This window comes from Roseomonas sp. KE2513 (assembly GCF_016107305.1).
Taxonomy (GTDB): domain Bacteria; phylum Pseudomonadota; class Alphaproteobacteria; order Acetobacterales; family Acetobacteraceae; genus Roseomonas.
In genome coordinates this window covers 1-16,455 of the sequence record NZ_RCVR01000023.1, presented here as the reverse complement: position 1 = coordinate 16,455, position 16,455 = coordinate 1, and the positions used below count along the sequence as shown (strand labels likewise).

Below are 16,455 nucleotides of genomic sequence, written 5' to 3'. Positions count from 1 at the left end.
GCTCACCTCAGCTCTGGGCCAGCCGCGCGAGCAGCAGGTCGCGCGCCCGCTGGAGCAGCTCTGGCGGCAGCCTTCCTTCCGCCGCCAGCACTGCCGGATGGTCCGGGCCCAGCGCCTGGCTCAGCCGCACCGCGCCACGTCCGAGCATGTGGCTCGCATAGGCCTGCGCCGCGGCCACTGGCGCCGCGGCCGCCGAGGGGTCGGCTGCCAGCGCCTCGATTGCGCCGACGAGGCGCCCGACCGCGTCGTCCCTCGCGCGGAGGGCGTCGAGGTCGAGCATGGCGCGCGTCGCCGTCCGCACCTCCTGCAGCCAGAAGCTGCCGGCCTCCGCCACCTCCAGCCCTGCGGCAATCACCTTCTGGCGCAGCGACGCGGGGTCGCGGGCAAGGGCGGCATGGGCGGGGCAGGGGCCTTCCAGCCGAACCCGCAGGGCAAGGAACCGGCCCTCGGCCGCGTCCAGGGCGGCGCCGATGGCGCGGCGGCAGCGCTCCAGCACGGCCTCCTCGTCGGCCGCGCCCTCGCAGTCCACCACCACCACGCCCCAGCGGACCACGTCGAGCGGCCGGTGCTCGACCGCTACCACGCGGCCGTGCCGCACGGTGACGAGGCTCGCCCCCTTGCTGCCGGGCTCGTTTACGTGCCGCCCCTGGAGGTTGCCGGGATAGACGATCCAGGGTTCGCGCAGCACCTCCTCCCGCGCGTGGATATGGCCGAGCGCCCAGTAGTCGTAGCCATGTGCCGCCAGTTGCTCGACCGTACAGGGGGCGTAGGAGGCGTGGCCCGGCCGTCCGGTTGCCGCCGTGTGCAGCAGGCCGATGTTGAAGCGGTTCGCGACGGGCCCGGGATAGGCCTGGGCCAGGTTACTCTGCACCTCCCGCGTCTCGAAGCTCTGCCCGTGCAGGACAACCGCGAGGTCCGGCCATTCCAGCGTGTCCGGCCTGTCCGCGCGCAGCAGGGTGGCGCCGTCCGGCAGGCGCAGGGTGCGCGTCAGCACGCTTTCCGCATCGTGGTTGCCACGGATCGCGACCACCCGGATGCCCGCGCGCGTCAGCCGCCCGAAGGCCGCGACGAGGGTCTGCCCCGTCCGGAAATCAGGCCAGTCACCATCATAAAGGTCGCCAGCGACCACCACGAAGTTCACTTCCTCCGCGATGGCGAGGTCCACAAGGTTGTCCAGCGCTTCCCGCGTCGCGCGGCGGATGCGGGCGGCCGGGGCGTCGGCACCGAGCCCGCGCAACGGGCTGTCGAGATGGAGGTCGGCGGCGTGGAGAAAGCGGAAGCTGTTCAAGGCGCGTCAGCAGTCCTGGACCGAGAGAATGCGCTACTCATCGACAGCCCTGCCGGTGCGCACCGCTGTTTACCGTGTCGCGGCCGGGGCGCTAGTGCCCCCGGGTGCCGGCGCTGGCGTAATACCGCGGGCTGGTGCGGATAGGCGCCAACAGGATGATCGTCGGACATTTTTACGCTCGTAGTGGTTGTGTTCTGTGATTTCATTCCATGAGAAGCACACGCTTGGCTTGTGCATGGCCCTGATACATACAGAAACATCGGGACACACCGCAGGCGTTTAAGGAACATTTTCTTGACCCGGCGGTCTAACCTACGGAATTATAACATAGCTAAATAATTTTATCGTCGCGTGCTTTTACAGGAAACCGTTACGTATCGACCTCGTTTTGGTTTACGCGTTGATTTCGAAAAACTTCAGTTGTGTGGCATGCCACTCGCAAACCTCTCGCGGCGTGCGCCGTCCGGTGCATGCAAAAAAATCAGGAGGTAGCGTATGGTAAAGATGAGACACGTCCTTTTAGGCCTTACGGCGCTGGCGCTTTCCGCTCCCAGTGCCTTTGCTGCGGGTTTTGTTAACGGCTCGTTCGAGGACGGCAACACCTCCGGGTGGATTACCGGCGGCGGTTATCGTGGGAACACCTCCAATCCCTCTCTGACTCCGTCGGCCGTGCTACCCGGTGGGAGTCTGAACCAGGACACTGGCGTCCGCTCAGCCGTGATTAACTCGAGCTATGTGGATCCGAATGTCGGGGCCGCACTCGGCTCCACGGTCTACAGCGGGAACTATGCCTATCGGGTGGAGAACACCAGTTCTGGCGGTTATGCCTCGGCCATCAGCCAAACCGTCGTCGGCTACACCGACCCGACTATCTTCTTCGCGTGGAAAGCGGTGCTGGAAAACGGCGGACACACGGCGCCCGAATCCGCCCTGCTCAGGATTACCTTGCGCGACGACACCACGGGAACCGACCTGGTGACACGCACCTACGACGCCGGTGCCACCGGCGGCGGTGTCGATGCGAGGTTCAGCAGCATCGGGGATCTATTCTATACTGCCAGTTGGCAGATCGAGCAGATCAACATTGATGCCTCGCTGCTTGGCCACACCTTCACGCTTTCCGTCCTGGCGGCAGATTGCGAGCCGACGGGACACGTAGGTTACGCATATCTCGATGGATTCGGTTCCGTTCTGCCGGGGAACGACCCGACCCCGGTACCCGAGCCTGCCTCATTCGCCCTCTATGGGCTCGGGATGCTCGGCCTCGGTCTCGTGCGGCGGCGGCGCGGAGCAGGCCCGACGGCCTGACCGCTTGAGCTGATCCTCAGAAGGCAGGGCGGCCGCGACCGCCCTGCCAGCCAACTCTGTTAGTGTGACGCGAAGAACCGGTGCGGTGCGGCCGGCGAAGCTACCCGCCCGGGTCCAGCAGGCTTGCATAGGCCTGGAACATCGTCTCCTCATCATAGCACTCTTCGGCCCTTGCACGGTTGGCCGCGCCCAGCCGCTCCCGGAGCGCCGCGTCACCGACCAAGGGGCGCAGCGCCGCCGCAAGCTCCGCTTCCGTTCCCCTCGCAGGCGAAAGATGTGCCCGGTTCGGCGGCGCGAGCATCGTCCGCACGTCCCCCACATCCGTCGAGGCGACCGGCAGACCCGTCGCCATGGCCTCTAGGATGGAAAAAGGCATCTGCTCCGTCGTGGACGACAGGGCGAAGACGTCGAGCGCCCGATAGGCCGCCGCCGGATCAGGGATCGCGCCCGTGAAGAGCACCGAGCCGCCGATGCCCAGGTCCTGGGCGAGCGCCTCCAGCGCGGGGCGTTCCTCGCCTTCGCCAATAACGGCGAGGCGCAGTGGCGCGCCCTCCCGCAGCAGGAGCGCGGCGGCGCGGAGAAGCAACGCGATGTTCTTCTCCGCCCGCAGCGCCGCCACCGTCCCGACCAGCGGTCCCTCCCCGGGCACGCGTGGCAGAATAGCTGGACCGTCCGGACGGAAGCGCCGCAGATCCAGCCCATTGGGGATGTGGTGCAGGCGGCGTGCCGGCAGGCGCCAGATGCCGGTGGCGGAACGCAGCAGCGTCTCGGAGGGCAGCACCACCGTGCTCCGCCGCAGCAGCAGCCGACGCGCGAGGACCCGGCGAGGAATCTGTCCCGCGCTTTCCTCCGGCCCGAAACCGTCCTCCGTGTGGATGTGCGGGATGCCCGGGGCGAGGAGCCGGGCCATCACCCAATCCATGCTGCCCCAATTGCTCGTCACCAGCGCGTCGGGCCGCATCTCCCGCAGCAGGGCGCCGATCCGCGCCACGCCGCGCAGGCCCGAGCCCTTTGCGGAAGGTGAAGGAACCATCTCCAACGGCACGTCGGCGGCAAGGCGCGCCGTGCTGTCCGCTCGCCCGTCCAGCGAGACGATGGCGTGGCGCCAGCGCGGCCCGAAGCGGTTGGCGATTGCGCAGAAGCGCACCTGCGCGCCGCCCACGGCGAAGGTCGGGAAGACATGCAGCAGCAACGGCTGTCGCAGGGGCGCTGGGCGCGCCGTCGTCTCCGGCGGCAGGGTCACGGCAGCGCTCATGCGGCCGAGGCCGGAGCGAAGCGGCCCGCAGTGCCGGTGCCGCGCCGGCGCAGGTCCTCGGCCAGGGCGACGACGCGGCGCGCGTTGCCCGTCCAGGTGAGGTCCCGCCGCAGCACCTCCGCACGCGCGGCGGTACCGAGCCGCGCGCGGAGCGCGGGATCGGCGGCCAAACGGGCGATCGCCCCCCACATCGCACCCTCGTCCGCAGGGTCGAAGAGCAGCGCGGTGCGCTCGTGCTCCAGCACCTCCCGCAGGTTCGGCTGGTCCGGAGCCACGATCGCGCGCCCCGCCGCCATGTACTCGAAGACCTTCAGCGGCGACGCATAGGCCACTGCTGCCGGCTGGAGCGCGATGTCGAAGCCCGCGACGAGGCCGGGGATGACCTCGTGGTCCACCACCCCGTCGAAGGAGACGCGGTCGGCAATGCCGAGCGAGGCGGCCTGCGCCTCAAGTCCCGGCCGCGCGGGGCCGTCGCCAACCACGCGAAGGCGCAGCTGCTGCTCGCCCTTCCAGGCGGCCATGGCCGCCACCACCCGGTCCATCCCGTGCCACTCCCGCACGAATCCGACGAAGCCGAGGGTGAGCGGCCCACCCTCCGGACGCGGCTCCGGCTCAGGGTAGTGCGCGAGCTGGATGCCGTTGGGAATTACGGTGATACGCTCCCGCGGCACCCCTTCCCGCGCGATGCGGTCGGCCAGCACCTCGGTCACAGGCAGAACACGGCCGGCGGCGCGCCAGGTGTGGCGCTCGGCTGCGGCGGCTAGGCGGGAGAGGCGCAGGTTGCCGTGCCGCGCGCGCTCGTCCGCCAGCGGTGCGTTCACCTCCAGCAGGTAGGGCAGGCGCAGCCGTCGCGCGAGCATCGCGCCGGCGAGAAAGAAGAGGTTTGCCCGCTCGTAGATCACGTCTGGCCGGAACTCCGCGGCGGCACGGGCAAGGGCGCGGTAGGCGGGCAGGTTGTAGGCCAGCTCCGCCCCCTCGGCTGCCCAACCCGGCAGGAGGCGGCGCGCGAGGCCGACCGCGCGGCTCTCTCCGCCCCAGCCGCCCTGGCCGTAGAAGGAGGGGCCGACGAGACGCACCTCATGCCCCTCCGCGCGCATGGCCGCGACCATCTCCTCCAGGTGCACGCCCTGTCCGTCCCGGGAGCCGATCCGGTGGCTGTACAGAATTCTCATGCCTCGTTTCGCCGGCCCCAGGGCCGCGCCTTCCACCAATGCCTCGCGCTTCGCCGCAACAAGCCCGCTGCGTGGCGCCCGATGGCCGCAACTCCCGCCGGGTGCCGGGGATCGGCCACCAGAAGCCCAAGCCGCTGCCGCCGCTGCCCCGCCCAGAGCCGCTTGTAGGGATCGTCCCCGCGGCCGAAATCGACCTCGTGTACCGTGCCGTCCCCGTCCAGGATATCGGCCATCATCAGTGCGGTCAGCACCGTGCCCGGCGAAAGGTCGCGCTGCGCCTCGTCATGCGCGAGCTTCAGCACCACCGCCCGGCCGCCGGAGACGGCCCAGTACTGAGCCGCGACGGGCACGTCCCCGTCTCGCAGGCGTAGCACGCCCAGCCGCAGCGTGCCCTCCGCCGCCATGGCGCGCATGAGGGCGCCGTCAAATCCCGGCGAAGGCTCGAAAGGCTTCCAGCTCCGCGCCCGGACGGCCTCGTAGGCGGCAATCCCCGCCTCCAGCCGCGGGCCTGGATCCACAATCCACTCGAAGCGAGCGCGCTTCAGGCAGCGCGGCGTCTTGCGGCGGATGGTGGACTGCAAAGCCGAGGCACGGTCCGAGAGATAGCCGTCCCAGCCATCCTCCGGCGTCACGGCCTCATGCCAGTTGCCGAAATGCGCGAAGCGCAGCGGCACGAGGCCGGCAGCGCGCAACCCGCCTATGAAGGCCTCCAGCCCCGGCTCCTCCTGCGCGAGGCAGTCCAGCACGGCTGGCGGTCCGCCGCGCAGCAGCCGGCCCAGGTCGCATCCCGCCGCTCGCATCGTCCCGTCATCCGCCAGCCCGGCCACCAGCGGCCGCCAGGAGAGGCTGTAGGGGGTCGTCATGCTCTGCAGCCGCCCGCCGAGACGCATCAGCGGAATCAGCACCGCTTCGGCGGCGCAGAGGGCAAGCAGAGGCTCCGCCCTCTCCGGCATACCGGCGGTAAGAGTCGTGTCGTACCAGGCTCTTCCCCCAAGCGCGTCCCGCCGGGCGGGGGACAGGTAGCGGTCGCACCAGGCGGGCATCGCCTCGCCGGGCGCAAGGGCGCGCAGCGCCGGCGCGGCCGACCGCCTTGGCGGCCCATCGCTGGCCGGGAACGGGGGAGGCGCCGGCATCCCTGCGCCCTCAATCGCGAAGAGCATAGACAAGCCTCCCCGCCCATTCCCGGATCGCGAACCAGCTCTCGGCGAGGTGGTCGGGTCGCGGCACCCAATCGGTCGGCCGCCCATCTGGCGCGCGGTCGATGCGCACGGGGATGGGAATCGTCGCGAGGCCCGCGCGCCGGAAGGCCGCGGCCGCCCGCCCCATATGCCAGCCATGCGTCACCAGGAATACGGTGCCGATGCCCTCCGGCCGCAGGATAGCGCTGCTCAGCACGGCATTGTCCCGCGTGTCTCCCGCTGCCGGCTCGATCCAGCGCGCGCGGATGCCGAAATCCTCCCGCAGGCTCCGTGCCATGGAATGAGCGAGCGGCTCCAGCCCCGGCGAGTTCGGCCCGCCGGTGACGAGCAGCGGCAGGCCCGTCCGGCGCTGCAACGCGGCGCCCGCGCGCAGCCGCTCGAGCGTCAGCGGCCCGACATCGCCGCCGGTCCCGCTGCGCGCCGCGTCGCCGCCGAGCACGACGATGGCCCCGGGTGCGGCGGCCACCGCGCGCGGCACCTCCGGCGCGGGATCCAGCGAGGCGAGCAGCGTTCCCGCCACGAAGGGCGTCGCGAAGAGGAACTGCCCGAAGCCCGCGACCAGCGCGAGCGCCAGCCCGCCCCGGACCCCGCGGGAGGCAAGGCCAGCACCGGCCATCCCCAGCAGCACAAGCAGCAGCGGCGGCAGCAGGAGGGCCGTCAGCACAGCCTGCAGCGTCATAGCGGGGCCGTCTTTCCGCGCGTCGTCGTCGCGGCAGTCATGCGGGGGAGGGCGGTTCCAGCACCGGCTCGGCACCGCTCTGCGCCCCCGTCGCGCGATGGGCCGTAGCGGTAACAGTGCGGGCGGGTTGGATGCCGCGAACCTCGCGCCAGGACACCGGATGGCCGCCAACCTCTTCGCGGAAGAAGGTGTAGAAGCCGTCCAGCCAGTCGAGGAAGCGGTCCCGGTCTGCCGTGCTCCGCACATAGGGCGTGTTCCCGGGCGCGAGCGAGGGGGAGTGGTAGGTGAGGACGAAGGTGCGGTGCCCATCCGCCAGCAGGGCCCGCACGAGCCGCTTCCCCTCCTCTAGCGTCATTCCCTCCGGGGTCAGGCGGATGCGCTCGAGCAGGCCGAGATGGGCCAGTGCCCCGGTCACGCCCAGTCGGCCCGCCGCGCGGCTGAAGGCCAGCGGTCCCAGTTGTGCGCCGTGCCGCCGCGCCAGCCGGCCGACAAGGGCGCCGGTGACGGGAATCTCCATCAGCGTCCGATCCCGGTCGCACCAATAAGGGCGCGGCGAGACGTCCCAGTAGCCCCAGCGGCCGCGCCGGTCGGGCTGCCATCCCGGCGTCACGCTCGTATCCGCGAGATAGCCAAGGTGGCGCAGCACGTCCGCCGTGCGCGGCCCCACGCCGAAACGCCCGGTGCGATAGATGAGCGGCCTGTCCCCGAAGGCCTCGGCCAGGATGTCGGTCAGCCGCCGGGCCTTCTCCAGTTCCAGCGCGGGCGGCAGGTTTCCGGCATAGGAATTATGGTCGCAGACCAGCTCCTCGAAAGGCGGGGTCACCCAGGGGTGCATCTGCGCCCCCACCTCGCAGGCGCCATCCCGCAGGAACTCGCGCAGCGGCCCGCGCCCCGCATCCTGGCTCGCGACAGGATAGTCCGCGAGGTAGAGCGGCGAGACGCCGTGCCGCTCGAAGACGCGGTGCGCGCGGTACTGCTCGCCCATGGAGCTGACATCGGAAGAATCGCGCGAGAAGGGGCGCGACCAATCGAAGGCCTCCTCCGCGTCGACCATCGTCACCAGGCGCGGCTGGTCCCCGAGGGGTGAGGGGATGGGAAGGTGGAAGCGGGTGTCGAGCACGGAGCCGGTGGCGCCGAGCCCTGTCTCCTTCTCCGGGACCTCCGGGTCGATGGCGCGGGCCGGGATCGTCCGCGCGCGGCCCTCGGGCGTGGCAGCATCGCCAACGCCGTAGATGTCGAGGTAACGCCGCGCCACCGTGCGCATGCCGAAGCGCCGGCGCACCAGCGCGCGCCCGGCCGCGCCGATCCGCCCGCGCAGCGCGGGATCCGCCGCGAGCGGGCGGACCGCCGCCACATACTCCTCGGCCGTGTCGAAGAGGCTGCCGGTCTCCCCCTCGAGCACGAAGTCGTCATTTACGCCGGGTAGGCGGCGCACCACCACCGCGCGGCCATGCGCCATGGCCTCTGGCACAACGGTGCCGAAGCCTTCCATCTGGGAGGCGAAGACGAGTATGTCAGCGGCGGCGAAATAGGGGTGCGGGTTGGTCTGCTCCCCCGCGAAGATCACGCGCCCATCCAGGCCGAGGGCGCGGACCCTCTCGTGCAACATTTCCACGTAGTCGGGTTCGAGCGGCGGGCCGAGCAGCACGAGCCTCGCCTGCGGCGCGCTCGCCAGCACCGCGGGCAGGTTCTCGATCAGGAAAATCGGGTCCTTGCGCCGGCAGAGCCCGCCAACGAAGAGCAGCACAAGGTCGTCCGGCGAGAGACCCAGGCTTTCGCGCAGGCGCACCCCGATGCCGGGCGGTTGCTCGGGCACCGTGACGCCGCAGGGCACGAGGAAGCAGCGCGCCGGGTCGGCGCCCGATGAGAGGGTCTCGTTCATCAGCTTGGGGCTGATCGAAACATAGGCGTCGAAGAGCCGGAAGCCGCGCGCGGCGAGGGCCCGGAGGGAGGGGCGGTACTGTCCGGTGAGGACTGGCAGGCTGTCGTCCAGCGTGGCCGAGAGGACGAGTCGGCGGCCGGCAAGGCGCGCGATGGCGTAGCTGAGGAAGTACCAGTCGGCATGGGTACGGAAATGCACCGTGTCGTAGCGGCGGAGGTTGCGCAGGAACCACCAGACGAGGGCTGCCTCCCGCCGGATCGTGCCGGGCTCGCCGCGGACGAGGTGGACCACCCGGTCGAGCGTGGAGCAGGCCGCGGCCTGGTGCGGGTCCTCCGGGCGCGGCGTATGGGTCACCAGCAGGTCATGCCCGACGTCCGGCGCCACCTCCTGCATCACCGCGGAGGAGCGCTCGAGGAAGACGCCCTCGCCGGTGAAGGCCGGGCGGTAATATTTCAGGACATGGAGCACACGGCTCATCGACGATTTCTCCGCGCAACGTCTTCTCGCCGGGGCGCCGCCGTGGTCCGCTGGCAACCATGGATGGGACGGGAACGCATTCGGTGCTTGAGGTCACGCTGGCCCCGGCCGGTGACCTCGCGGGGGTGGAGTCCCTCTGGCGGCAGCTCGAGTCGCGCGCGGCCGCCCCCTTCTTCCGCAGCTGGACCTGGGTGGGCTGCCTCGCGGAGGAGCGCTTCCCCGACCCCTTCCTGCTGCGCGCGGAGCGGGGCGGGCGCCTCGTCGGCCTCGCGCTGCTCAACCGCCACGGCCGCCCCCTTCTGCGCCGCCTCTCCCTGACGGAGGCCGGGGATGAGGTGCTCGACGCGCCCTTCGTGGAGCACAACGGCCCCCTGCTTGCCAGAGCCGAGGGCGCGGCGACACAGGCCGCGATGATCCGGGCCGCCCTGGCCGCACCGGGCATCGCGGGGCTGCGGCTGAGCGGGGTGAAACCTTCCCTCCTCCTCGCCGCTGAGGAAGCGGGCGCGGTCCTGGCGAGGGTGCAGGAGCGTCGCGCGCCCCTCGTTCGCCTCGACTCGCTCCGCGGCACGGAAGGTGGCTACCTTTCGGCCCTCAGCGCCAACACCCGCCAGCAGCTCCGCCGCTCGTCCCGCCGCTACGCCGGAGCCGGCCCGCTCGTCCTTGAGAGGGCGGAGACGGTTCCGGAGGCGCTGGCCTGGCTCGACGCCCTGGTGGATCTCCATGGCGCCGCCTGGCGCGCCCGCGGCCAGCGGGGCGCCTTCGCCGATCCCTTCATGCTCCGCTTCCACCGGGCGCTGGTCGCGCGCGGCGTGCCCCGGGGCGAGGTGGACCTGCTGCGCGCGACGGCCGGAGAGCGGACGATCGGCTACCTCTACAACTTCCGCCTCGGCGGCCATGTCTGCGCCTATCAGAGCGGCTTCGACTACGCGCTGCCCGACCCGCAGGCCAAGCCGGGCCTCACCTGCCATCATCTCGCGATCGAGCGCGCGCTGGCGGCCGGCGACGACACCTACGACTTTCTCGGCGGCGACGACCGCTACAAGCGGAGCCTTGCCACGGATGCCGCGACACTCGCCTGGGCGGAGGCCCTGCGCCCGCGCTCGTTGCCCGGGCTGGTAGCGCGCGCGCGGGCGGCCCTGGGGAGGAGGGGCGTGCCGCCACCATAATCCGGTCCGGCCGCTCATGGCCGCACCGCCGTGGCGGTTTCCGGCACGGGCAGCCCGGCCTGCCCCACCGTCGCGACCAGCCGCGGCTGAAGCGCGGCCGGGGCGGGCGGCACCGTACGGCGCAGGCGCCGCAGTGCCAGGGCCGCGAAGGGGTCACGCCGCGGGTCCGGTGCGGCGTCCGGTACGGAGGACAGCCAGTCGAGGATCATGCGGTCCGCATTCTCCGGCAGGGCCGCGAAGCCGCCGGGACCACCGGCGCCAGGATAGATCATGTGGCGGATGGCGCGCCCCTCCAACCGGCCGCGCCCCTGCTGCACCAGCCGCCGCCAGTGCCGCCGGAGGTCCGCGGGGTGCCAGGGCCGGAGCGGCCGCAGCGTCCAGGTTGCCTCTGGCACCACCGCGACGAGGGGCGAGCGCCAGGGGCTGCCCGCCGCGTCGAGGTCGTGCATGACGAAGGACCCAAGCAGACCGTCCCCCCGGTAGAGTCCGACCGGCAGCCGCAGCCCGGCGGCGACGAGTCGCTGCACGAAGCCATCGCGCAGCGCGAAGAGGGAGCCGTGCAGGCCGGGGTGGCGCAGCATGTCCGCCTTCAGCGCCGCCGCGCTGCGTCCGGCGCTCGGCACGGCCGCGGCGGCCATGGCGAGCGGTTCCGCCGCCAGACGCGCGGCCAGCCGGCGCAGCGCGTCGGGCGCCACGGCCGCATAAGCATCCACGAAGACGTGCAGTCCGGCCGGTGGGCGCAGGCGGTGCAGGTACTGGTTGATGGCGTTCGACTTGTCGGCGTGCAGGATCGACCAGACGCGCCCTTTGAGGCCCAGGGCCTGCATCAGCGCCGGTGCCGCGCTGTCGGAGCCGTCCGTCGTGCCGTTCAGCACGACCGAGACCTCCGCGCGCAGCCCCGCGGTCGCGGCGGCCAGTGCCTCGAAGCAGCGCCCGAGCGAGGACGCCTCATTGCGCGCGAAGACGGCGATGCTCCAGGGCGCCAGGTCCTGCTCGGCGATAGCGACGCCCCCACGGTCGCGCTGCGGCACGGAGTCCATCAGGAAGCCCGCCCCGCCGGTAGCCCGATCGCGATGCGCCCGAGTGCGGCGCGGCCCGTGCGGCCAATGAATCCCAGCAGGTCCGCCTCCGCCGAGCGCGGCGCCCCGCAGGCGAACCACAGCCCCATAAGGACGGCCGCATAGACCGCTGCACCGAGCGGCACGCCAATGGCGAGTTCCCGTACGGCGGCGCCCGCGCTCTCGGGCGCCGCCGCCCAGCCCCAACCGCCAGCCCAGAGCACCGCCGCCATAGCCGTACAGGCGATCGCCGGGCGCCAGGAGGCAGCGATGAAATCCGCCGCCCGCAAGCCGAGCCGGTGCATCGCGCAAAGGATCAGCACCGACTGTTCCGCCACCACCGATACACTCAATGCCACCGCAGCGCCCGTCAGGCCGAAGCGGGGCACGAGGAGCACGAGCAACAGCGCGCGCAGGATACCGGCGCCGAAGGTGAGACGAAAGATCCCGCTCAGCCAAGCCTGGGCGTTCAGCAGCGCGCTGCTGACATTGCCGAAGAGAACGATCGAGTAGGCCGCGCCGACGATGGCCACCACCGGCACTGCGGCCAGCCATTCCCGTCCGAAGGCGAGCGCCACCACTGGCCCCGCCATTAGTGAGACGCCGATGCCCGCCGGCAGGGTGAGCAGTGCCATCGTCGCGATGATGCGGAGGTAGGACTCGGCCGCCCCCTGGTCACTACGGGCGGCCTCGGCGAAGCCGGGCATGCAGGCGCGGCAGAGCGGGTCCACCATCTCGGTGGCCGGCAGTGCCGCGACCTCGATTCCGACGGCGTAGAACCCATTCCCCGTGGTGCCGAGGCTGCGCCCGACCACGAGGCTGTCCGAACGGTCGCGAAGCAGCGTGACGAGACCCAGAGCCCAACTCCAGAACGAAACACCCGCCAGCTGCCGCCAGGCGGAGAGCGAAAGGCGCGGCCGGAACGGGTGCATCGCGTAGCCCATGCCGATCACGCCCGCTCGGTTCACGAGAATGCCCGCCACCAGGGCCCAGTGGCTGTGCAGCACGAAGGCGCTGCCGATGGTGACGGCGATGCCGAGCAGACGCGGCATCAGCATCAGGCGGAATTCCTTCGCGAAGTCGAGGTTCCGGCGGAAATCGGCCGTGCCCACGTTCTCCAGCCCCGAGATCATGGCGGAGGCCGCGAGGGCGAGGAGCACGCCTTCCAGCCGCGGGTCATGGACGAACCCCGCGGCAGGTGCCGCGGCCAGCGCGACGATGAGCGCGAGCAGGCCGGCGCGGAGCAAATTCAGCGTGAAGGCCGTGTCGTAGAGGTCGCGCCCCGGCGAATGGGCGCGCACGATCTGGTCCTCCACGCCGAAGGACAGCGCAGTGTCGAGCGTCGCCGCGACCGCGGCCGCGAGGGAGACGAGGCCGAAGTCAGCGGGCGCCAGCAACCGCACGAGGATGAGCGTGCTGCAAAGCCCAAGCAGCCGCGTCGCCGCGCGCCAGGCGATGACCCAGCCCGCGCCGCGCGCCGTGCGAGCGAGAATGCTCCCGCCATCGCCGGACGCCGCTCCGCTCATGCCCCAACCACGTCCCTCTCGGGCAGGATGCCGTCCAGGTCCGGGGTCTCGGAGGCCAGGAAGCCCTCGAAGACAAGAAGCTGCCACAGGGCCTGGGAGTGGTCGGCGCGGCCTTCCGCGTGCTCGTCCACGAGGCGGATGAGCTGCGCCCGGTCGAAAAGGCCTGAATCCATCATCGCCTCGCCGCCGAGGCGCGCACGAACCTCCGGTGCTCGCGAGCGGAACTGGTCCCCAATGCGGTCCGCGAAGCCCTGCTTCGGCGCCGAGAGCACCGCTGGTGGCAGGAGCGAACCCGCCACCTCTCGGAGAAGCTGCTTGCCGATGCCGCCGCGCAGCTTCAGCCCGGCGGGAAGGCCGAGGCCGAAATCCACCACGCCCGGATCGAGCAGAGGCGGGCGCACCTCAAGCGAAACCGCCATGCTCGTGCGGTCCACCTTCGTCAGAATGTCACCGGGCAGGTAGGTGTGGATATCCGCGTACTGCGCCTGCAGCAGCGGCTCGTCCGGATCGCACTCGGCCATGAGGGTGGCGAAGCGCTCGGAAGGATCGTGACCGGAGAGGGCGCTCCGCATGGACGGCGAGAGCAGCCCGCGCCGCCGCTCGTCCTGCAGCTTGCAGACGGTGCGATAGTAGCCCATCGCGCTGTCGAGGCTCAGCTCGGTCAGCGTGCTCTTTGCCCGCAGCCAGCGGGGAGCGCCGGCAAGGGTCGGGTAGGCACGGGCGAGGCCTGCCACCGCACTGCGCCGGAGCGAGGCCGGCAGCAGCTTCCGCACCGCCTCGGCGAGGGTGTGGAAGCGGTAGCGCCGGTATCCCGCGAAGACCTCGTCACCGCCATCGCCCGAGAGCGCAACGGTAACGTGGCGACGGGCCATGGCGCAGACGGCCAGCGTCGGCACGGCCGAGTGGTCGCCGAAGGGCTCGCCGAAGATCGCCGCCTGCCGCCGCGCCGCCTCGATGTAGTCGGCGCTGCCGGTCTCCGCATGGTGCTGCGTGCCGTGGGCCTCGGCGATCTGCGCGGCGCGCGGGCGCTCGTCGCTGGCCCCGGGGAAGCCCATGGTGAAGGTGGCGAGAGGCGTGGAGGAGATCTCAGCGGCCAGCGCGACGATCGTACCGGAATCGACGCCGCCCGAGAGGAAGGCGCCCAGCGGCACGTCGGACATCAGCCGGTCCCGCACACTGCCGCGCAGCCGCTCGCCAAGGCTGGCCGCGGCCTCCTCCGGCGCAGCCCGCACCGAGGTCGGCGCGCGCCAGTAGGCCCGGGGCGCAGGAAGAGGCGCCGAGGACGGGGCATCGATGTTCAGCAGCAGGAAGTGCCCGGGCGGCAGCTTCAGGATGTCGCGGTAGATCGAGTGCGGGTCGGGCACGTAGCCGAGCGCCAGGAAGTCCTCCACCGCCGAGGGGTCCAGGCGGCGCCGCACGTCTGGCAGCGTGAGCAGCGCCCCCAGCTCGGAAGCGAAGGCCATCCCGCCGGAGGGGCGCTGCAGGTAGTAGAGCGGCTTCTCGCCGAGTTGGTCGCGCGCAAGCAGCAGCGTGCCCTGCGCACGGTCCCAGAGAGCGAAGGCGAACATCCCCGCGAGACGGTCCAGGCAGCCGACGCCCCACTGCGTCCAGGCGTGCAGGATAGCCTCGGTATCGGAATGGGTGCGGAAGCGGTGCCCGGCGGCTTCAAGTTCTCGCCGCAGCGCGAGGTGATTGTAGATCTCCCCGTTGAAGGAGATCACCACCGCGCCGTCGGCGGTCGTCATCGGCTGCGCGCCGCCGCTGAGGTCCACGATCGCCAGACGCCGGTGTCCGAGGCCCAGCCCAGGCTCTTCATGGTAGCCGGCGCCGTCAGGGCCGCGGTGGCGCAGGGCATCGGCCATGCGCCGCAAGTCGGCGCCCGCGGGCACAGCCCGCGAGCCCGGGCTGAACAGGCCAACGATCCCGCACATCAGAAAACCCCCTCATGGATCGAGCTGTGGTAACGGGGCGACAACGAAACGGTTTCCGGTGGATCGGCCCGGAGTTCATGCTCGCGAAATATTGACGAGGGCGGTTCAGACCGCCCTAGATGCGCGCACTGCCGCGAATACCTCTGAGAATCGATCCCGCCGGGGCCGATCGCCGTGGCACCAAAAGGAGAGCGCAGGTGGAGGTCCACTACGGAGCCAAGCCTAAAACGGTCGCTGTCGAGGAGGACGTGGCGGGCGTCTCGTCCGCCGCCGATGTCGTCGGCAGGGAGGCGATGTCCGTCGACCGGCTCGGCTGGCCGCTTGCCACGCTCATCATCGTCGGTGCTTCCGTCCTGCTCTGGGCTGCCATCACCTGGCTCGTCGCTTGGCTGCTCAAATAGGGCGTCCGAACCTCGCCGGTACGCATCCACTCGAGCGTTGCCGCAAGCCCGTCTCGTAGCGCGATGGGCTCGCCCAGTCCAAGTGTCTCCACCGCCCGCACACGGCTGCCCAGGGAGTGGCGGATCTCGCCCAGCCGCGGCGGCTTGTTGCGCAGCTCCGGCACCATGCCGAGGATCGAGCCGATCGTCTCCGCCAGGGCGCGGACCGAGGTGGGGCGGCCCGTGCAGACGTTGAGCACGGGCGCTTCGGGGGAAGCCCTGTCCATCGCGGCCAGCAGCGCCGCGACCACGTCGGCGACGAAGATGAAGTCGCGGGTCTGCTCGCCGTCGCCGTAGAGGTCCACCGGCTCCCTACCGGAAAGGCGGTTGCAGAAGATGGAGATCACCCCGGAATACGGCGAAGCCGGGTCCTGCCGCGGGCCGAAGACATTGAAGAAGCGAAGTCCGCAGGTCGGCAGGCGGTGCACCTGGCCGGCCGCGCGCGCGTGCTGCTCGCAGCCCAGCTTGTCCGCGCCATAGGCCGAGAGCGGCCGCGGATAGGTCGTCTCCTCAAGCGGCAGCGGGCCCGCGTCGCCATAGGCCGCAGCGGAGGAGGCGTAGACCACCGGCAGGCGGCGGGGGGAGGCGGCGTCGAAGACCGCGAGCGTGCCCGAGAGGTTCACGCGGTGCGTGTTCAGCAACTCCCGTACGCCCCGCTCGACCGAAGCGATGGCGGCGAGGTGAAAGCACCCGTCCACGCCTTCCATCGCCGCGCGCACGGCGGCGGCATCGGCAACGTCCGCCTCGATGAGGGACACGCCTTGCGGGAGGTTCTCGTGCTTGCCCGTCGAAAGGTCGTCCAGCACGCGGACCCTGTCGCCGCGGGCGAGCAACGCCTCCGAGAGGTGGGAGCCGATGAAGCCGCAGCCCCCGGTCAGGAGATAGGTCGCCACGCACGGATCCTTTCAACAGGGTGCAAAGGGTAACGCGCCGCGCCCGAGAAGGGCGCGGCGCCAGTTTTCAGAGACCACCAAGGCGTAACAGGCCGGGCGCCCCTGCGCCCGGCCTGGCCTGCCTTACCCCGGGCTGGAAGAACCAACCCGCGGGGCTTCAGGACCTCCCCGTTCAGCCGCG

General features: G+C 71.2%; 12 protein-coding genes. 2 read left to right on the top strand and 10 right to left on the bottom strand.

Going from position 1 to position 16,455, the window contains the following annotated elements:
* Nucleotides 1–7 precede the first annotated feature (7 nt).
* Nucleotides 8–1,288, bottom strand: coding sequence for a DNA repair exonuclease (locus D9599_RS20290; protein WP_198383117.1), 1,281 nt, complete (start codon nucleotides 1,286–1,288; stop codon nucleotides 8–10).
* A 495-nt stretch (nucleotides 1,289–1,783) separates the two neighbouring features.
* Here D9599_RS20290 and D9599_RS20285 point away from each other — a divergent pair, with 495 nt between their 5' ends.
* Entirely contained in the window at nucleotides 1,784–2,596 is an 813-nt protein-coding gene (locus D9599_RS20285; protein ID WP_232480719.1) for a PEP-CTERM sorting domain-containing protein, read from the top strand.
* A 100-nt stretch (nucleotides 2,597–2,696) separates the two neighbouring features.
* Here the strand turns inward: D9599_RS20285 and D9599_RS20280 are convergent, their stop codons facing one another.
* From D9599_RS20280 to D9599_RS20260, 5 genes are read right to left on the bottom strand one after another with little or no spacing between them, the layout of a single operon-like run.
* Nucleotides 2,697–3,839 carry a glycosyltransferase family 4 protein gene (locus D9599_RS20280; RefSeq protein WP_309228672.1) on the bottom strand — a complete coding sequence of 381 codons (1,143 nt, stop codon included), beginning with the start codon at nucleotides 3,837–3,839 and terminating at the stop codon, nucleotides 2,697–2,699.
* Between the two features lie 8 nt (nucleotides 3,840–3,847).
* On the bottom strand, nucleotides 3,848–5,023 hold the full coding sequence (locus tag D9599_RS20275; protein ID WP_198383115.1) for a glycosyltransferase family 4 protein: 1,176 nt from the start codon (nucleotides 5,021–5,023) through the stop codon (nucleotides 3,848–3,850).
* On the bottom strand, nucleotides 5,020–6,183 hold the full coding sequence (locus tag D9599_RS20270) for a GNAT family N-acetyltransferase (protein ID WP_198383114.1): 1,164 nt from the start codon (nucleotides 6,181–6,183) through the stop codon (nucleotides 5,020–5,022). Before D9599_RS20270 ends, D9599_RS20275 begins: the two co-directional genes overlap by 4 nt.
* Nucleotides 6,167–6,901, bottom strand: coding sequence for a YdcF family protein (locus D9599_RS20265; RefSeq protein ID WP_198383113.1), 735 nt, complete (start codon nucleotides 6,899–6,901; stop codon nucleotides 6,167–6,169). The genes D9599_RS20270 and D9599_RS20265 overlap by 17 nt, the downstream gene beginning before the upstream one ends.
* 37 nt (nucleotides 6,902–6,938) lie before the next feature.
* Nucleotides 6,939–9,260 carry a glycosyltransferase gene (locus D9599_RS20260; protein ID WP_198383112.1) on the bottom strand — a complete coding sequence of 774 codons (2,322 nt, stop codon included), beginning with the start codon at nucleotides 9,258–9,260 and terminating at the stop codon, nucleotides 6,939–6,941.
* 83 nt (nucleotides 9,261–9,343) lie between these two features.
* Here D9599_RS20260 and D9599_RS20255 point away from each other — a divergent pair, with 83 nt between their 5' ends.
* On the top strand, nucleotides 9,344–10,426 hold the full coding sequence (locus D9599_RS20255) for a GNAT family N-acetyltransferase (RefSeq protein WP_198383111.1): 1,083 nt from the start codon (nucleotides 9,344–9,346) through the stop codon (nucleotides 10,424–10,426).
* A gap of 14 nt (nucleotides 10,427–10,440) precedes the next feature.
* On the opposite strand, the gene D9599_RS20250 is transcribed toward D9599_RS20255, so the two are convergent.
* The 4 genes from D9599_RS20250 to D9599_RS20235 form a co-directional block, all read right to left on the bottom strand.
* Complete coding sequence (locus D9599_RS20250) at nucleotides 10,441–11,466, bottom strand: glycosyltransferase (RefSeq protein WP_198383110.1); 1,026 nt, start codon at nucleotides 11,464–11,466, stop codon at nucleotides 10,441–10,443.
* Nucleotides 11,466–13,010, bottom strand: coding sequence for an oligosaccharide flippase family protein (locus tag D9599_RS20245; RefSeq protein WP_198383109.1), 1,545 nt, complete (start codon nucleotides 13,008–13,010; stop codon nucleotides 11,466–11,468). Before D9599_RS20245 ends, D9599_RS20250 begins: the two co-directional genes overlap by 1 nt.
* Complete coding sequence (asnB, locus tag D9599_RS20240) at nucleotides 13,007–14,941, bottom strand: asparagine synthase (glutamine-hydrolyzing) (RefSeq protein ID WP_198383108.1); 1,935 nt, start codon at nucleotides 14,939–14,941, stop codon at nucleotides 13,007–13,009. Before asnB ends, D9599_RS20245 begins: the two co-directional genes overlap by 4 nt.
* A 208-nt stretch (nucleotides 14,942–15,149) precedes the next feature.
* Entirely contained in the window at nucleotides 15,150–16,274 is a 1,125-nt protein-coding gene (locus D9599_RS20235; RefSeq protein WP_198383107.1) for an NAD-dependent epimerase/dehydratase family protein, read from the bottom strand.
* Between the last annotated feature and the right edge of the window lie 181 nt (nucleotides 16,275–16,455).